Consider the following 15,880-nt stretch of genomic DNA (forward strand, 5'->3'; position numbering starts at 1 on the left):
GGGATCAAATGCGGAAGCTTTCGCCGCAGCCGCAGCGGTCGCGTTCGTTCGGATTGTTGAACTTGAAGCCCTCGTTGAGGCCTTCGCGCACGAAGTCGAGCTGCGTGCCGTCGATGTAGGCCAGGCTCTTCGGGTCGACCAGCACCTTGATGCCATGGTCCTCGAACACCACGTCCTCGGGCGCGAACTCGTCCACGTACTCGAGCTTGTAGGCCAAGCCCGAGCAGCCGGTGGTCTTGACGCCCAGCCGCACGCCCACGCCCTTGCCTCGTTTGCCGAGGTAGCGGGAGACGTGGCGCGCAGCCGATTCGGTCAGGGTCACAGCCATGTCAGTGGACGGCTTCGGGGGCCTTGGCGGCTACGCCGTGTTTGGCCTTGTAGTCGCTGACGGCCGCCTTGATCGCATCTTCGGCCAGGATCGAGCAGTGGATCTTGACCGGCGGCAGCGCCAGTTCTTCGGCGATCTGCGCGTTCTTGAGCGCAGCCGCTTCGTCGAGCGTCTTGCCCTTGACCCATTCGGTCACGAGCGAGGACGAGGCGATCGCAGAGCCGCAACCGTAGGTCTTGAAACGCGCGTCTTCGATCACGCCGGTTTCGGGGTTGACCTTGATCTGCAGCTTCATGACGTCGCCGCAGGCCGGTGCGCCGACCATGCCGGTGCCTACCGAATCGTCGCCCTTCTCGAACGAGCCGACGTTGCGGGGATTTTCGTAGTGGTCGATGACCTTGGATGAGTAAGCCATGGGGTACCTCTTTGAATATTCAGTGAGCCGACCACTGGATCGTGCTGATGTCGATGCCGTCCTGGAACATCTCCCACAGCGGGCTCAGTTCACGGAGCTTGGCGACGTTGTGCTTGATGGTCGAGATCGCGTAGTCGATTTCCTCTTCGGTCGTGAAGCGGCCGATCGTCATGCGCAGGCTGCTGTGGGCCAGTTCGTCGCTGCGCCCGAGCGCGCGCAGCACATAGCTCGGCTCGAGGCTGGCCGAGGTGCAGGCCGAACCGCTGGACACCGCCAGGCCCTTGATGCCCATGATCAGCGACTCGCCTTCGACGTAGTTGAAGCTCATGTTCAGGTTGTGCGGCACGCGGTGTTCGAGATGGCCGTTGATGAAGACCTGATCGACATCCTTCAGGCCGTCGAGCAGGCGCTTCTGCAGCGCGCTCGCCTTGGCGATGTCTTCCTTCATCTCGAGCCTGGCAAGGCGGAAAGCCTCGCCCATGCCCACGATCTGGTGCGTCGGCAAGGTGCCCGAGCGCATGCCGCGCTCGTGGCCGCCGCCGTGCATCTGGGCCTCGAGCCGCACGCGCGGCTTGCGGCGCACGTACAGCGCACCAATGCCCTTGGGGCCGTAGGTCTTGTGCGAAGCCAGGCTCATGAGGTCGATCGGCAGCGTCTTGACGTCGATCTCGACCTTGCCGGTGGCCTGTGCCGCATCGACGTGGAAGATCACGCCCTTTTCGCGGCAGATGTTGCCGAGCGCCACCATGTCCTGGACGACGCCGATCTCGTTGTTCACGAACATCACGCTCGCGAGGATGGTGTCGGGGCGGATGGCCGCCTTGAAGGCCTCGAGGTCGAGCAGACCGTCTTCCTGGACATCCAGGTACGTCACCTCGAAACCCTGGCGTTCGAGTTCGCGCATGGTGTCGAGCACCGCCTTGTGCTCGGTCTTCACCGTGATCAGGTGCTTGCCCTTGCCCTTGTAGAAATGCGCGGCCCCCTTGATCGCGAGGTTGTTCGACTCGGTGGCGCCGGAGGTCCAGACGATCTCGCGGGGGTCGGCGCCGATCAGGTCGGCGACGTCGGCACGCGACTTCTCGACCGCTTCTTCGGCTTCCCAGCCCCAGGCGTGGCTGCGCGACGCCGGGTTGCCGAAATGCTCGCGCAACCAGGGAATCATCGCTTCGACGACGCGAGGATCCACCGGCGTGGTGGCGCCGTAGTCGAGATAGATCGGGAAATGAGGAGTGACGTCCATGGCTGGCTCAGGCTGGCGTGGGGTTGATCTTTTGAGGGGTCGAGGCGGCTGGATCGGCGCCCGAAGGCGCCGCCGGATCAGGATTTGGCGAAGGCGTTGCCCAGTGCGAACACGGAGTTCGGCGCGTTGACGCGGATCGGCTTGACCACCGGCTGCGCCGAGATCGCGCGCTTGACGGCCGGCTTGTTCTCGATCTGCACGCCCTTGGCGATCTGGTCGTCGACCAGCTTCTGCAGCGTGACGGAATCGAGGAACTCGACCATGCGCTGATTGAGCGAGGCCCACAGTTCGTGCGTCATGCAGCGGCCCGCTTCGCCGAGGCAGTTTTCCTTGCCACCGCACTGGGTGGCATCGATCGGCTCGTCGACCGAGACGATGATGTCGGCCACCGTGATGTCGGCCGCCTTGCGGCCGAGCGAGTAGCCGCCGCCGGGGCCGCGGGTCGACTCGACCAGTTCGTGGCGGCGCAGCTTGCCGAACAGCTGTTCGAGGTAGGACAGCGAGATCTGCTGCCGCTGGCTGATCGCAGCCAGCGTGACCGGACCGGTGTTCTGGCGCAGTGCCAGGTCGATCATGGCCGTGACCGCAAAGCGGCCTTTGGTAGTGAGACGCATCGCAAGCTCCTTGAGTGCTTACCGTTGAAATGACACCAGGCCTGGAGGCCGCGGTGACGTCGTCTCCGCCCTGCCCGCCTCCTGCTCCATAGGTGAACCTTTAGGTTGGAGTCGGCCCTTCATCGCGAAGTTCTTTTGTTCTTGAGTGTTTCGGTCAAGTATAGCAGAAGCCCCTGCGGCCCGCTGGGGTAAACCCGGGGGCATGGCTCGCCCCCAGGTTGGCTCACTGCGTGTAGCCCCGGCCGGGACGCAAACTCAAAGGTTGTCGTGGCCGGGGCCGCCGAAGGCCTGTTCCCGGAGCTCCGCCAATTGGTCGCGGACACGGGCGGCCTTCTCGAATTCGAGATTTCGGGCGTGCTCCAGCATGAGCTTTTCGAGCCGCTTGATCTCGCGCGCGATGTCCTTTTCGGACATGTCCTCGACCTTGGCGCGTTCCAGTTCGCGCTTGGCCGCCTCCTTGCCCGATTTTTCGCTGTAGACGCCGTCGATCAGGTCGCGCACCTGCTTCACGATGCTGCGCGGCGTGATGCCGTGAGCCAGGTTGTGGGCAATCTGGCGCTCGCGCCGCCGCTGGGTTTCGCCGATGGCCTTCTTCATCGAGTCGGTCATGCGGTCGGCATAGAGGATCGCCTTGCCGTTCAAGTTGCGTGCCGCCCGCCCGATGGTCTGGATCAGCGAGCGTTCGGCGCGCAGGAAGCCTTCCTTGTCGGCATCGAGGATCGCGACCAGCGACACCTCGGGGATGTCCAGGCCCTCGCGCAGCAGGTTGATGCCGACCAGCACGTCGAAGGTGCCGAGCCGCAGGTCGCGCAGGATCTCGACCCGCTCGACCGTGTCGACGTCGCTGTGCAGGTAGCGCACCTTGACGCCGTTGTCGCCCAGGTAGTCGGTGAGCTGCTCGGCCATCCGCTTGGTCAGCGTGGTGATCAGCACCCGCTCGTTCTTGTCGACCCGCAGGCGGATCTCCTGCAGCACGTCGTCGACCTGGTGGGTGGCGGGGCGAACCTCGACCTCGGGGTCGATCAGGCCGGTCGGGCGCACCAGCTGCTCGACCACGTTGCCGGCATTGTCTTTCTCGTACTGCGCGGGCGTCGCCGAGACGAAGATGCACTGGCGCATGCGCTTCTCGAACTCCTCGAACTTGAGCGGCCGGTTGTCCAGCGCCGAAGGCAGCCGGAAGCCGTACTCGACCAACGTGGTCTTGCGCGCCCGGTCGCCGCTGTACATGCCGTTGAGCTGGCCGATCATCTGGTGGCTCTCGTCGAGGAACATCAGCGCGTCCTTCGGCAGGTAGTCGGTCAGCGTGGCCGGCGGCTCGCCCGGCGCCGCGCCCGACAGGTGGCGCGTGTAGTTCTCGATGCCCTTGCAGTGGCCGATCTCGGCCAGCATCTCGAGATCGAAGCGGGTGCGCTGCTCGATCCGCTGCGCCTCCACCAGCTTGCCCTCGGAGACGAAGTGCTTGAGCCGCTCGTCGAGTTCGAGCTTGATGGTCTCGACCGCGCTCAGGACCTTGTCGCGCGGCGTCACGTAGTGGCTCGACGGGTAGACGGTGAAGCGCGGGATCTTCTGGCGGATCCGCCCGGTCAGCGGGTCGAACAGCTGCAGCGACTCGATCTCGTCGTCGAACAGCTCGATGCGGATCGCCAGCTCGCTGTGCTCGGCCGGGAAGACGTCGATGGTGTCGCCGCGCACCCGGAAGGTGCCGCGCGAGAAATCCTGCTCGTTGCGCGTGTACTGCATGCGGATCAGCCGGCCGATGACGTCGCGCTGGCCGATCTTGTCGCCCACCCGCATGATGAAGCGCATCTGCGTGTAATCCTCGGGCGTGCCGATGCCGTAGATGGCGCTCACGGTGGCCACGATCACGGTGTCGCGCCGCTCCAGCACGCTCTTGGTGGCCGACAGCCGCATCTGCTCGATGTGCTCGTTGATCGAGCTGTCCTTCTCGATGAACAGGTCGCGCTGCGGCACGTAGGCCTCGGGCTGGTAGTAGTCGTAGTAGCTGACGAAGTACTCGACCGCGTTTTTCGGGAAAAACTCGCGGAATTCGCTGTAGAGCTGGGCCGCCAGGGTCTTGTTGGGCGCGAACACGATCGCCGGGCGGCCCAGCCGCGCGATCACGTTGGCCATGGTGAAAGTCTTGCCCGAGCCGGTCACGCCGAGCAGGGTCTGGAACACCTCGCCGTCCTGGATGCCCTCGACCAGCCCGGCGATGGCCGCCGGCTGGTCGCCGGCCGGGGGATAGGGCTGGTAGAGCTCGAACGGAGAACCCGGGAAGGTGACGAATTCGCCCTGCCGGGCAGGGCCCACGGGATCGGCGTGTTGCGGTTCGGGAATGACTTCGGTGGTATCTGGCATGGCGTGGACTCGGGGAGTTGATGGCGCGACCGGTAAAATTCAAGCCAACCGGGCAGCGTAACGCAGGACCCGGCTTCACGTGAACCGATCATCCAAAGGACTTTCCATGTCAATGTTCACCGCCGTCGAGATGGCGCCTCGCGACCCGATCCTGGGCCTCAACGAGCAATATGCGGCCGACGGCAATCCGAAAAAGGTCAACCTCGGCGTGGGCGTGTACTACGACGACAACGGCAAGCTGCCGCTGCTCGCGTGCGTGCAGGCCGCGGAAGAGGACATGATGAAGGCGCCCAGCGCCCGCGGCTACCTGCCGATCGACGGCATCGCCGCCTATGACAACGCGGTCAAGGGCCTGGTCTTCGGCGCCGACAGCGAACCGGTGACATCCGGTCGCGTCGCCACCATCCAGGCGATCGGCGGCACCGGCGGCCTGAAGGTCGGCGCCGACTTCCTCAAGAAGCTCAGCCCGCAAGCCAAGGTGCTGATCAGCGACCCGAGCTGGGAAAACCACCGGGCGCTGTTCACCAATGCCGGCTTCGAGGTCCAGAGCTACCCCTACTACGACGCCGCCAAGCGCGGGATCGACTTCGAAGGCATGCTGGCGGCCCTGAAGGCGGCCCCCGCGGGCACCATCGTCGTGCTGCACGCCTGCTGCCACAACCCGACCGGCTACGACATCACGCCGGCCCAGTGGGACCAGGTCATTGCGGCGGTCAAGGCAAACCAGCTGACCCCCTTCCTCGACATGGCCTACCAGGGCTTCGGCCACGGCATCCAGGAAGACGGCGCCGTGATCGGCAAGTTCGTCGAGGCCGGCCTCACGTTCTTCGTCTCGACCTCGTTCTCCAAGAGCTTCAGCCTCTACGGCGAGCGCGTGGGCGCCCTCTCGGTGCTGTGCGAGAGCAAGGAAGAAGCGGCGCGCGTGCTGTCGCAGCTCAAGATCGCGATCCGCACCAACTACAGCAACCCGCCGATCCACGGCGGCGCGGTGGTGGCGGCGGTGCTCAACGACCCGGCACGGCGCGCTGTCTGGGAAGCGGAGCTGGCCGAGATGCGGGTGCGCATCAAGGCCATGCGCCAGAAGCTGGTCGACGGCCTCAAGGCCGCCGGCGTGAAGCAGGACATGGGCTTCATCACCTCGCAGATCGGCATGTTCAGCTACTCGGGCCTGACCAAGGACCAGATGGTGCGCCTGCGCGAAGAGTTCGGCGTCTACGGCACCGACACCGGCCGCATGTGCGTGGCGGCGCTCAACAGCAAGAACATCGACTACGTTTGCCAGAGCATCGCCAAGGTCCTCTGACGGACCTGCAGGATCGCTTCGTCGGGGACGCGCTGCGCAACCCGAACAACCGGGCGATCCTCGAGGGCCTGCCCGCGCTGGCCCTGCCCGATGCCTGGCTGGTGGCCGGCTGCCTGTTCCAGAGCGTCTGGAACCTGCGCTGCGGACGCCCCCCGGAGGCCGGCATCCGCGACTACGACCTGTTCTACTTCGACGCCGCCGACCTGTCGGCCGAAGCGGAGCAGCGTGTCGACGAACGGGTGCGGCGGCACTTCTCGGGGCTGCCGGTCACCATCGAGACCAAGAACCAGGCCAGAGTCCACACCTGGTATGCGGACTATTTCGGCGCCAGCTATGCGCCTTCGCTGTGCTCGCGCGACGGCATCGACCGATTCCTGGTGGATTGCACCTGCGTCGGGCTGCAGCCGCAGGCGGGCGGCCCGCTGCTTTACGCGCCCTTCGGCCTTCAGGGGCTCTACGCAGGGGTCCTTCGGCCCAATTCTCGCTGCCATCAGCCGCGCCTCTATGCCGCCAAGGCAGCGGATTACCGGTCGCGATGGCCCTGGCTCACGGTCCTGGACGCCACCTCGCCGCAGCCCTGAACGCGGCAATGGGACGAATATCACGACGGCATCGGCTGAATCGGGCGGCCACTCTACTTCCGGTCAAGCGCTGCTGATATATTGCATTGCAACAACTCCCTGGCCACCCCGATGCTCTACCAACTCTACGAAGCGCAGCGTTCCCTCATGGAGCCCTTCGCCGACTTCGCGCAGGCCGCTTCCAAACTCTACAGCCAGGGCGCTGCCTTCGGCCAGGCGCCGATGGCGCAGCGCATGGCCGCCGGCTACGACCTGCTTTACCGGCTGGGCAAGGACTACGAGAAGCCGGAGTTCGGCATCAAGACGGTCATGGTGGATGGCCACGACGTGGTGATCCACGAGAGCGTCGAGATCGAGAAGCCCTTCTGCCAGCTGCGCCGCTTCAAGCGCTTCACGGACGAGCCGGACACCCTGCAGACGCTCAAGAGCCAGCCGGTGGTGCTGATCGTGGCGCCGCTGTCGGGGCACTACGCCACGCTGCTGCGCGACACCGTGCGCACCATGCTGCAGGGCCACAAGGTGTACATCACCGACTGGACCAACGCGCGCCTGGTGCCGCTGTCCGAAGGCGAATTTCATCTCGACGACTACGTCAACTACGTCGAGGACTTCATCCGCTACCTGCAGGCCGAGTACGGCAACTGCCACGTGATCAGCGTCTGCCAGCCCACGGTGCCGGTGCTGGCGGCGGTGTCGCTGATGGCCAGCCGCGGCGAAAAGACGCCGCTGTCGATGACCATGATGGGAGGCCCGATCGACGCCCGCAAGTCGCCCACCGCGGTCAACAACCTGGCGATGAACAAGAGTTTCGAGTGGTTCGAGAACAACGTGATCTACCGCGTCCCGGACGGCTTTCCGGGCGCAGGCCGACGCGTCTACCCGGGCTTCCTGCAGCACACCGGCTTCGTGGCGATGAACCCGGACCGCCACGCCAGCAGCCACTACGACTACTTCAAGGACCTGATCAAGGGCGACGGCGCCAGCACCGAGGCGCATCGCAAGTTCTATGACGAGTACAACGCGGTGCTCGACATGGATGCGGACTACTACCTCGAAACGATCCGCACGGTGTTCCAGAAGTTCGACCTCGTGAACGGCACCTGGGAGGTGAAGAACGCCGACGGCGTGCGCGAAACGGTGCGGCCCGAGGACATCCATTCGCTCGGCCTGCTGACGGTCGAGGGCGAACTCGACGACATCTCCGGCTCCGGCCAGACCCGCGCCGCGCATGACCTGTGCACCGGCGTCTCCGCCAAGGAGCAGCGGCATTTCGAGGTCAAGGGCGCAGGCCACTACGGCATCTTCAGCGGACGCCGCTGGCGCGACCAGGTCTACCCGGAGGTCCGGGACTTCATTGCGGCGCACGACAAGCCGCAGAAACGCGCCGGCCGCGCGATCCTCGCTGCGGAAGACACGATCAAGGCCAGCCCGGCGCCCAAGAAGCCGCTGACGGTGGCGGCGCGCAAGACGCCGGTGACTCGGCGCTCGAGCGCCGTCAAGCGCAAGACCGCATGAGATCGTGACCCCGACGGCCGCACACCTGCTGGAGGCGCTGCCGCAGACGCAGTGCACGCGCTGCGGCTACCCCGATTGCGCCGGCTACGCCGAGGCCATCGCGGCCCATGAGGCCGACATCAACCAATGCCCGCCCGGCGGTGCCGAAGGCGTGCAGCGTCTCGCGCGGCTCACGGACAGGCCCGTCCGGCCGATCGATCCGCAGTTCGGCACCGAGGGGCCGCGCGCCCTGGCCGTGATCGACGAGGCCTGGTGCATCGGCTGCACCCTCTGCCTCGACGCCTGCCCCACCGATGCCATCGTGGGCATTCACAAGCGCATGCACACCGTGATCGACGCGCACTGCACGGGCTGCGAACTGTGCATCCCGGTCTGTCCGGTCGACTGCATCTCGCTGGAGACGGTCACGCCGGGCCGAAGCGGCTGGCAGGCCTGGTCGCAGGAACAGGCCGATCATGCGCGCGCCCGCTACCAGGCGCACGCCAGCCGACGAGCCCAAGGAGCGCCCTCGGCCGCACCGGCGAAGGACGCGCGAGCGGACGCGCCCGACGCCACCGATCGCAAGCGCGCGATCGTCGAAGCGGCGCTGGCCCGTGCCCGCGCGGCAGCCAAGGACTTGCGCAAGCCATGAGCCATCGATGAGCGTCGACACCCTGCTCCTCTTCGCCTTCGCTTCCATCGCGCTCGCGATCACGCCCGGTCCCACCATGCTGCTGGCGCTGTCCAACGGCATCTCGGGCGGCATGCGTGCCGCCGCCTGGGGCATCGCCGGCGCCTCGCTGGGCAGTTGCATCGTGATCACCACGGTCGCGCTGGGCCTGGGTTCGCTGCTGGCGGCCTCGGAGTGGCTCTTCCATGCGATCCGCGTCGCCGGGGTGCTCTACCTCGCCTGGCTCGGCATCAAGCTCTGGCGCACCCCGCCGGCCGACGTCGGAGCCGCGCTGGCCGCCTCCTCGGCCCGGCCGCTGCGCGGCCGGCTGGCGCTGCTGCGCAGCCTGGCGGTGGCCTTGTCGAACCCGAAATCGCTGCTGTTCTTCGCGGCTTTCCTGCCGCAGTTCGTCGATACCGCGCACCGCCAGGCGCCGCAGTACCTGACGCTTGGCGCGATCTTCGTCGGCATCGACACGCTGGTGATGCTCGGCTACGCGACGGCCGGCACCCAGGCCGTGCGCTGGCTCTCGCAGGGCAGCCTGCGCGCGCTCAACCGCGGCTGCGCCATCGGAATGTGGCTGCTGGCAGCCACGCTCGCAGTGTGGCGACGGCCCGGGGCCTGAACCGCCGATCAGAGACCGATCGGAGCCCGATCAGCCGCCGGCCAGCGTCGCGAAGGCCTTGACCACTTCGGGTGGCGCCTGCACCAGTTCGATCAACACGCCCTCGCCCGAGATCGGGAATTCGTCGTTGCTCTTCGGATGCAGGAAACAGATGTCGAAACCGGCGGCGCCCTGGCGGATGCCGCCCGGCGCGAAACGCACGCCCTGTGCCGTGAGCCATTCGACGGCCACGGGCAGGTCGTCGATCCACAGCCCCACGTGGTTCAGCGGCGTGGTGTGGACCGCGGGTTTCTTCTCGGGGTCCAGCGGCTGCATCAGGTCGACCTCGACCTTGAAGGGGCCGCTGCCGATCGCGCAGATGTCCTCGTCGACGTTCTCGCGTTCGCTCTTGAACGTGCCCGTGACCTCGAGACCCAGCATCTCGACCCACAGCTTCTGCAGCCGGCCCTTGTCCGGGCCGCCGATCGCGATCTGCTGGATGCCCAGCACCTTGAATGGACGCGTCATGCGCATGCTCCCTGTTCAACGGTCGAACGGGCCTGGAGACCCAGCTTGGCCAGCAACTTCACATCGGCCTCGACATCGGGGTTGCCCGTGACCAGCAGCTTGTCGCCGTAGAAGATCGAATTCGCGCCGGCCAGGAAGCACAGCGCCTGGACCGCGTCGCCCAACTGCTGGCGGCCGGCCGACAGACGCACGCGCGCCTTCGGCATCGTGATGCGCGCGACCGCGATCATGCGGACGAAATCGAGCGGATCGATCGGTTCCGAATCGGCCAGCGGCGTGCCCGGCACGCGCACCAGGCTGTTGATCGGCACCGACTCCGGATAGGGGGCGAGGTTGGCGAGCTGGGCGATCAGCCCTGCGCGATGAACCGGCGCCTCGCCCATGCCCACGATGCCGCCGCAGCAGACGCTGATGCCGGCCGCGCGCACGTGCGCCAGCGTGTCGAGCCGGTCCTGGTAGCTGCGGGTGTCGACGATATCGCTGTAGTACTCGGGTGCGGTGTCGAGGTTGTGGTTGTAGTAGTCCAGCCCCGCGGCCTTGAGCTGCAGTGCGTGCTGCGGCTCGAGCATGCCGAGCGTGGCGCAGGTCTGCAGGCCCAGGCCCTTCACGGCCTCGACCTGCACCGCGACCTTCTCGACGTCGCGGTCCTTGGGTGCGCGCCAGGCGGCGCCCATGCAGAAGCGCGTCGCGCCCGCATCCTTGGCGGCCTGCGCGGCACGCAGCACCTCGTCGACCTCCATCAGCTTCTGCGCCTGGACGCCGGTGTCGAACTCGGCCGACTGCGGGCAATAGCCGCAGTTCTCGGGGCAGCCGCCGGTCTTGACCGACAGCAGCGTGGCGAGCTCGATATCTGCTGCGGGGAAATGCGCGCGATGCACCGTCTGCGCCTGGAACAACAGGTCGTTGAAGGGCTTGTCGAGCAGGGCCTGGACCGCCTCGACGCTCCACGGACCGGTGGGTGCGGCGGGCTTCACCGCCGGACGGTGCAGGGTGACGGCCTTCGCGGCCGGAAGTTCGTTGGCGCCCATTTACGCAAACTCCATGATCACCTGATCGACCGACAGCGATTCACCCTTTGCCGCGGAGATGCTTCCGACCACGCCGTCCTGCGTCGCAAACAGCACGTTCTCCATCTTCATCGCCTCGATGACCGCGAGCTTCTCGCCGGCCTGCACCTGTTGGCCCGGCTGCACCGAGACCTCGACCAGCAGGCCCGGCATCGGCGACATCAGGAACTTGCTCAGGTCCGGCGGGGCCTTGTACGGCATCAGCGCGAGCAGCCGCGCACCGAGCGGCGACAGCACCATCGCCTCGATCTGCGTTCCGTTGTGCACGACGCGCAGCGCCAGCGGATTCTTGCCCGCGCCGCGTTCGACCTGCGCGGTGAAGACACGGTCGTTGACCATGCCTTCGACCCGGATGCTGCCGAGCGGCGCCCTGCTGTCGATCTTGTAGGCGTGGCCGCCCACCGCCACCGCGCTGGAGCCGGAGTGGCCGTGGAAATCGGTGACCGACACGGGCTTGTGCACATGCATGCCCTTGTCGTCCATCACGACCACCACGAACTGCTCGCCCACCTTCACGCCATGGCCCTCGAGCTGGCCGCTGATGCCGGAGGCGCGCGCCCGGTAGCGGCGGTGCATGTAGGCCGCCAGCGCGACCAGGAAATCGGGATCGTCGTGCGGCACGTCCTCGGCATGGAAGCCGCGGCCGTAGTGCTCGGCGATGAAGCCGGTGTTGAAGTCGCCGCTGACGAACTTCGGATGCGCGAGCAGCGCCGCCTGGAACGGAATGTTGCTGCTGATGCCGCGGATCACGAAACCGTTGAGCGCCTCGCGCATCAGCGCGATGGCGTGCGCGCGGTCGCGCCCGTGCACGATCAGCTTGGCGATCATCGAGTCGTAGAACATCGGGATCTCGCCGCCGTCGTAGACGCCGGTGTCGACCCGCACGCCGTACAGCTGCTCGGTGTCGGCGGAGAACATGGTCTCCTTCGGCGGCTGGAAACGGACCAGCCGGCCGGTCGAGGGCAGGAAGTTGCGGAACGGATCCTCGGCGTTGATGCGGCACTCGATGGCCCAGCCATCGCGCTTGACGTCCTTCTGCGCCAGCGGCAGCTTCTCGCCGGCGGCAACGCGGATCATGAGCTCGACCAGGTCGAGGCCGGTGATCGCCTCGGTCACCGGATGCTCCACCTGCAGCCGGGTGTTCATCTCGAGAAAGTAGAAGCTCTGGTCCCGGCCGACCACGAATTCGACCGTGCCCGCGCTCTGGTAGTTCACGGCCTTGGCCAGCGCCACGGCCTGCTCGCCCATCGCCTTGCGCGTCGCCTCGCTGATGAAGGGCGACGGCGCCTCCTCGATCACCTTCTGATGGCGGCGCTGGATCGAGCATTCACGCTCGTTGAGGTAGATCACGTTGCCGTGAGAGTCGCCCAGCACCTGGATCTCGATGTGGCGCGGCTCCTCGACGAACTTCTCGATGAACACGCGGTCGTCGCCGAAGCTGTTGCGCGCCTCGTTGCGGCAGGAGGTGAAGCCTTCGAACGCGTCCTTGTCGTTGAAGGCCACGCGCAGGCCCTTGCCGCCGCCGCCGGCCGAGGCCTTGATCATCACCGGGTAGCCGATGTCCTTGGCGATCTCCACGGCGCGCTCGGCGGTCTCGATGGCGTCGTTCCAGCCCGGGATGGTGTTGACCTTGGCCTCGTTCGCGAGCTTCTTCGAGGCGATCTTGTCACCCATCGCCGCGATCGAATAGTGCTTGGGGCCGATGAAGATGATGCCCTCCTCCTCGACCTTGCGGGCGAAGGCCTCGTTCTCCGACAGGAAGCCGTAGCCCGGGTGCACGGCCTCGGCCCCGGTCTTCTTGCAGGCCGCGATGATGCGGTCGGCCTGCAAGTAGCTGTCGCGGCTGGCCGAGGCGCCGATGTGCACCGCCTCGTCGGCGAGTTCGACATGGCGCGCGTCCTTGTCGGCATCGGAATAGACGGCCACCGTGAGGATGCCCATCTTCTTCGCGGTCTTGATGACGCGGCAGGCGATCTCTCCGCGATTCGCAATCAGGATCTTCTTGAACATATTGGGGTCTCCCGATCTCAAAGGGGAATGTTGCCGTGCTTGCGCCACGGGTTCTCGAGCTTCTTCTCGCGCAGCATCACCAGGCTGCGGCAGATCCGCTTGCGCGTCTCGCTCGGCAGGATCACGTCGTCGATGTAGCCGCGGGTGCCGGCCACGTAGGGATTGGCGAAGCGCGCCTTGTACTCGGCCTCGCGCGCCGCCAGCTTCTCGGGATCGTTCTTGTCCTCGCGGAAGATGATCTCGACCGCGCCCTTGGCCCCCATCACCGCGATTTCGGCGCGTGGCCAGGCCAGGTTGACGTCGCCGCGCAGGTGCTTCGAGGCCATCACGTCGTAGGCGCCGCCGTAGGCCTTGCGCGTGATCACAGTGATCTTCGGCACCGTGCACTCGGCATAGGCGTAGAGCAGCTTGGCGCCGTGCTTGATGATGCCGCCGTACTCTTGGGCTGTGCCGGGCATGAAGCCGGGCACGTCGACGAAGGTCACGACCGGGATATTGAAGGCATCGCAGAAGCGCACGAAGCGCGCCGCCTTGATCGACGACTTGATGTCCAGGCAACCGGCCAGCACCAGCGGCTGGTTGGCGACGATGCCCACGCTCTGGCCTTCCATGCGCGCGAAGCCGATCACGATGTTCTTCGCGTAGTCGGGCTGCAACTCGAAGAAGTCGCCGTCGTCGACCACCTTCGTGATCAGCTCCTTCATGTCGTAGGGCTTGTTGGGGTTGTCGGGCACCAGGGTGTCGAGCGACAGGTCGGCGCGCTCGGCCGGGTCGCCGCTCGGGCGCACCGGCGGCTTCTCGCGGTTGTTGAGCGGCAGGTAGTTGTAGAGCCGGCGCAGCATCATCAGCGCCTCGACGTCGTTCTCGAAGGCCATGTCGGCCACGCCGCTCTTGGTGGTGTGGGTCGAGGCGCCGCCGAGTTCCTCGGCCGTCACGTCCTCGTGCGTCACCGTCTTCACGACCTCGGGGCCGGTGACGAACATGTAGCTGCTGTCCTTCACCATGAAGATGAAGTCGGTCATGGCCGGCGAATACACCGCGCCGCCCGCGCACGGGCCCATGATCATGCTGATCTGCGGCACCACGCCCGAGGCCATCACGTTGCGCTGGAATACGTCGGCATAGCCGCCCAGCGAGGCCACGCCCTCCTGGATGCGGGCGCCGCCCGAATCGTTGAGGCCGATGACCGGCGCGCCGACCTTCATGGCCTGGTCCATCACCTTGCAGATCTTCTCGGCGTGGGCCTCGCTGAGGGCGCCGCCGAAGACCGTGAAGTCCTGGCTGAAGATGAAGACCAGGCGGCCGTTGATCATGCCGTAGCCCGTGACCACGCCATCGCCCGGGATCTTGTTGTCGGCCATGCCGAAGTCGCTCGAGCGGTGCTCGACGAACATGTCCCATTCCTCGAAGGTGTTGTCGTCGAGCAGGAGTTCGATGCGCTCGCGCGCGGTCAGCTTGCCCTTGGCATGCTGGGCGTCGATGCGCTTCTGGCCGCCGCCGAGGCGCGCCTGGGCGCGGCGTTTTTCGAGTTGTTCGAGGATTTCTTTCATGACGTTCCGTCGTAAGAGTTGATCTTTTTGGAAGGGACTGCCGCAGGCTACGCCTGTCCGGCCTGTCCGGCCTGCGCGGCGAGCAGTTGGCGCGCCGCGGTCGATGCGGGCAGCGTCCCGGCCGCCACCTGGGCCACGGTCTGCGGCAGCAACTCGCGTACCTGCGGATGCTGGCGGAAGGCCTGCTTGAGACCGGCATCCACGCGCTCCCACATCCACGCCAGCGCCTGCTTCTCGCGCCGCGTGCCGAAGCGGCCGTTGGCCGCCTGCAGCGCCTTGAACTCCAGCACCGCGGCCCAGAAGCCATCGACGCCGGTGCCCAGCAGCGCGCTGAGCTGGATCACCTTGGGCAACCAGAAGCGCACTTCGGCTTCGGGTGTGCCCGGCGTGGCGTGGGCCGCATGCATGACTTGCGCGTGCGCCGGATTGCCGTGATGGCCGAACAGCCGCAGCGCGGAGGTGATCTGGGCCTGCGCGCGCGTCGCCGCGTCGCGGTCGATGTCGGCCTTGTTGATCACCACCAGGTCGGCCAGTTCCATCACGCCCTTCTTGATCGCCTGCAGGTCGTCGCCGGCATTGGGCAACTGCAGCAGCACGAACATGTCGGTCATGCCCGAGACCGCGGTCTCGCTCTGGCCGACGCCGACCGTCTCGACGATCACGATGTCGTAGCCGGCGGCCTCGCAGACCAGCATCGCCTCGCGTGTCTTCTCGGCCACGCCGCCCAGCGTGCCGCTCGAGGGGCTGGGCCGGATGTAGGCGCGCTCATCCATCGAGAGCCGCTCCATGCGCGTCTTGTCGCCGAGGATGGAGCCGCCCGAGACGGTGGACGACGGATCGATGGTGAGCACGGCGACGCGGTGGCCCTGATCGATCAGGTAGAGCCCCAGGGTCTCGATGAAGGTCGACTTGCCGACCCCGGGCACGCCCGAGATGCCGAGGCGAAAGGACTTGCCGGTATGCGGCAACAGGGCCGTGAGCAGCGCATCGGCCTGCGCGCGGTGGTCGGCGCGGGTCGATTCGAGCAGCGTGATCGCCTTGGCGATCGCGCGGCGCTGCAGCGGCCCCTCGGCCGCCAGCAGCGCTTCCACCGTGACCGGTGCCTTGGCGGGCGGCAT

The 15,880-nt window shown here is 66.6% G+C and carries 15 protein-coding genes; 5 read left to right on the forward strand and 10 right to left on the reverse strand.

The annotated features are described in order from the left end of the window. Nucleotides 1-4: 4 nt before the first annotated feature. From iscA to uvrB, 5 genes are all read right to left on the reverse strand, one after another. Nucleotides 5-328 (reverse strand): iron-sulfur cluster assembly protein IscA, encoded by a 324-nt coding sequence (gene iscA / locus AC1D2O_RS05685; protein ID WP_286507593.1) that lies wholly within the window; start codon nt 326-328, stop codon nt 5-7. A gap of 1 nt (nt 329) precedes the next feature. Further along, nucleotides 330-743 (reverse strand): Fe-S cluster assembly scaffold IscU, encoded by a 414-nt coding sequence (gene iscU, locus AC1D2O_RS05690; RefSeq protein WP_478090821.1) that lies wholly within the window; start codon nt 741-743, stop codon nt 330-332. A gap of 19 nt (nt 744-762) precedes the next feature. Then, on the reverse strand, nt 763-1,983 hold the full coding sequence (locus AC1D2O_RS05695; RefSeq protein WP_478156457.1) for an IscS subfamily cysteine desulfurase: 1,221 nt from the start codon (nt 1,981-1,983) through the stop codon (nt 763-765). 77 nt (nt 1,984-2,060) lie between these two features. Then, complete coding sequence (gene iscR / locus AC1D2O_RS05700) at nt 2,061-2,597, reverse strand: Fe-S cluster assembly transcriptional regulator IscR (RefSeq protein ID WP_158720462.1); 537 nt, start codon at nt 2,595-2,597, stop codon at nt 2,061-2,063. 255 nt (nt 2,598-2,852) lie between these two features. Further along, a complete protein-coding gene (gene uvrB / locus AC1D2O_RS05705; RefSeq protein ID WP_478156459.1) occupies nt 2,853-4,955 on the reverse strand; it encodes an excinuclease ABC subunit UvrB in 2,103 nt (700 codons plus the stop codon). Nucleotides 4,956-5,061: 106 nt separating this feature from the next. Here uvrB and AC1D2O_RS05710 point away from each other — a divergent pair, with 106 nt between their 5' ends. From AC1D2O_RS05710 to AC1D2O_RS05730, 5 genes are all read left to right on the forward strand, one after another. Next, nucleotides 5,062-6,258, forward strand: a complete 1,197-nt coding sequence (locus tag AC1D2O_RS05710; RefSeq protein WP_478090919.1) for an amino acid aminotransferase — start codon at nt 5,062-5,064, stop codon at nt 6,256-6,258. Beyond that, the gene (locus tag AC1D2O_RS05715; protein ID WP_478090920.1) at nt 6,231-6,839 is read left to right on the forward strand and encodes a nucleotidyltransferase family protein; all 609 of its coding nucleotides are present in this window, start codon (nt 6,231-6,233) and stop codon (nt 6,837-6,839) included. The genes AC1D2O_RS05710 and AC1D2O_RS05715 overlap by 28 nt, the downstream gene beginning before the upstream one ends. A gap of 111 nt (nt 6,840-6,950) precedes the next feature. After that, on the forward strand, nt 6,951-8,354 hold the full coding sequence (locus AC1D2O_RS05720; protein ID WP_478090921.1) for a polyhydroxyalkanoate depolymerase: 1,404 nt from the start codon (nt 6,951-6,953) through the stop codon (nt 8,352-8,354). Between the two features lie 4 nt (nt 8,355-8,358). Continuing rightward, a complete protein-coding gene (locus AC1D2O_RS05725; RefSeq protein WP_478090922.1) occupies nt 8,359-8,985 on the forward strand; it encodes an RnfABCDGE type electron transport complex subunit B in 627 nt (208 codons plus the stop codon). 7 nt (nt 8,986-8,992) lie between these two features. Continuing rightward, nucleotides 8,993-9,628, forward strand: a complete 636-nt coding sequence (locus tag AC1D2O_RS05730) for a LysE family translocator (RefSeq protein WP_478090923.1) — start codon at nt 8,993-8,995, stop codon at nt 9,626-9,628. Between the two features lie 30 nt (nt 9,629-9,658). Here AC1D2O_RS05730 and AC1D2O_RS05735 read toward each other — a convergent pair whose 3' ends face one another. The 5 genes from AC1D2O_RS05735 to meaB are packed head-to-tail and all read right to left on the reverse strand — an operon-like array spanning nt 9,659 to nt 15,880. After that, nucleotides 9,659-10,135, reverse strand: a complete 477-nt coding sequence (locus tag AC1D2O_RS05735; protein WP_478090924.1) for a VOC family protein — start codon at nt 10,133-10,135, stop codon at nt 9,659-9,661. Further along, entirely contained in the window at nt 10,132-11,163 is a 1,032-nt protein-coding gene (bioB, locus tag AC1D2O_RS05740) for a biotin synthase BioB (RefSeq protein WP_478090925.1), read from the reverse strand. Before bioB ends, AC1D2O_RS05735 begins: the two co-directional genes overlap by 4 nt. Further along, on the reverse strand, nt 11,164-13,212 hold the full coding sequence (locus AC1D2O_RS05745; protein WP_478156461.1) for an acetyl-CoA carboxylase biotin carboxylase subunit: 2,049 nt from the start codon (nt 13,210-13,212) through the stop codon (nt 11,164-11,166). A 17-nt stretch (nt 13,213-13,229) separates the two neighbouring features. Then, nucleotides 13,230-14,762 (reverse strand): acyl-CoA carboxylase subunit beta, encoded by a 1,533-nt coding sequence (locus AC1D2O_RS05750; protein ID WP_478156463.1) that lies wholly within the window; start codon nt 14,760-14,762, stop codon nt 13,230-13,232. 47 nt (nt 14,763-14,809) lie between these two features. Further along, nucleotides 14,810-15,880, reverse strand: a complete 1,071-nt coding sequence (gene meaB, locus AC1D2O_RS05755) for a methylmalonyl Co-A mutase-associated GTPase MeaB (RefSeq protein WP_478093805.1) — start codon at nt 15,878-15,880, stop codon at nt 14,810-14,812.

It is taken from the genome of Variovorax sp. P1_G12, from assembly GCF_056405555.1.

Bases quoted from the DNA above. Each gene is read 5' to 3' on its own strand.
- iscA (WP_286507593.1), bottom strand. From the start codon at position 328: ATGGCTGTGACCCTGACCGAATCGGCTGCGCGCCACGTCTCCCGCTAC.
- iscU (WP_478090821.1), bottom strand. From the start codon at position 743: ATGGCTTACTCATCCAAGGTCATCGACCACTACGAAAATCCCCGCAAC.
- AC1D2O_RS05695 (WP_478156457.1), bottom strand. From the start codon at position 1,983: ATGGACGTCACTCCTCATTTCCCGATCTATCTCGACTACGGCGCCACC.
- iscR (WP_158720462.1), bottom strand. From the start codon at position 2,597: ATGCGTCTCACTACCAAAGGCCGCTTTGCGGTCACGGCCATGATCGAC.
- uvrB (WP_478156459.1), bottom strand. From the start codon at position 4,955: ATGCCAGATACCACCGAAGTCATTCCCGAACCGCAACACGCCGATCCC.
- AC1D2O_RS05710 (WP_478090919.1), top strand. From the start codon at position 5,062: ATGTCAATGTTCACCGCCGTCGAGATGGCGCCTCGCGACCCGATCCTG.
- AC1D2O_RS05720 (WP_478090921.1), top strand. From the start codon at position 6,951: ATGCTCTACCAACTCTACGAAGCGCAGCGTTCCCTCATGGAGCCCTTC.
- AC1D2O_RS05730 (WP_478090923.1), top strand. From the start codon at position 8,993: ATGAGCGTCGACACCCTGCTCCTCTTCGCCTTCGCTTCCATCGCGCTC.
- AC1D2O_RS05735 (WP_478090924.1), bottom strand. From the start codon at position 10,135: ATGACGCGTCCATTCAAGGTGCTGGGCATCCAGCAGATCGCGATCGGC.
- bioB (WP_478090925.1), bottom strand. From the start codon at position 11,163: ATGGGCGCCAACGAACTTCCGGCCGCGAAGGCCGTCACCCTGCACCGT.
- AC1D2O_RS05745 (WP_478156461.1), bottom strand. From the start codon at position 13,212: ATGTTCAAGAAGATCCTGATTGCGAATCGCGGAGAGATCGCCTGCCGC.
- AC1D2O_RS05750 (WP_478156463.1), bottom strand. From the start codon at position 14,762: ATGAAAGAAATCCTCGAACAACTCGAAAAACGCCGCGCCCAGGCGCGC.
- meaB (WP_478093805.1), bottom strand. From the start codon at position 15,880: ATGCCGCCCGCCAAGGCACCGGTCACGGTGGAAGCGCTGCTGGCGGCC.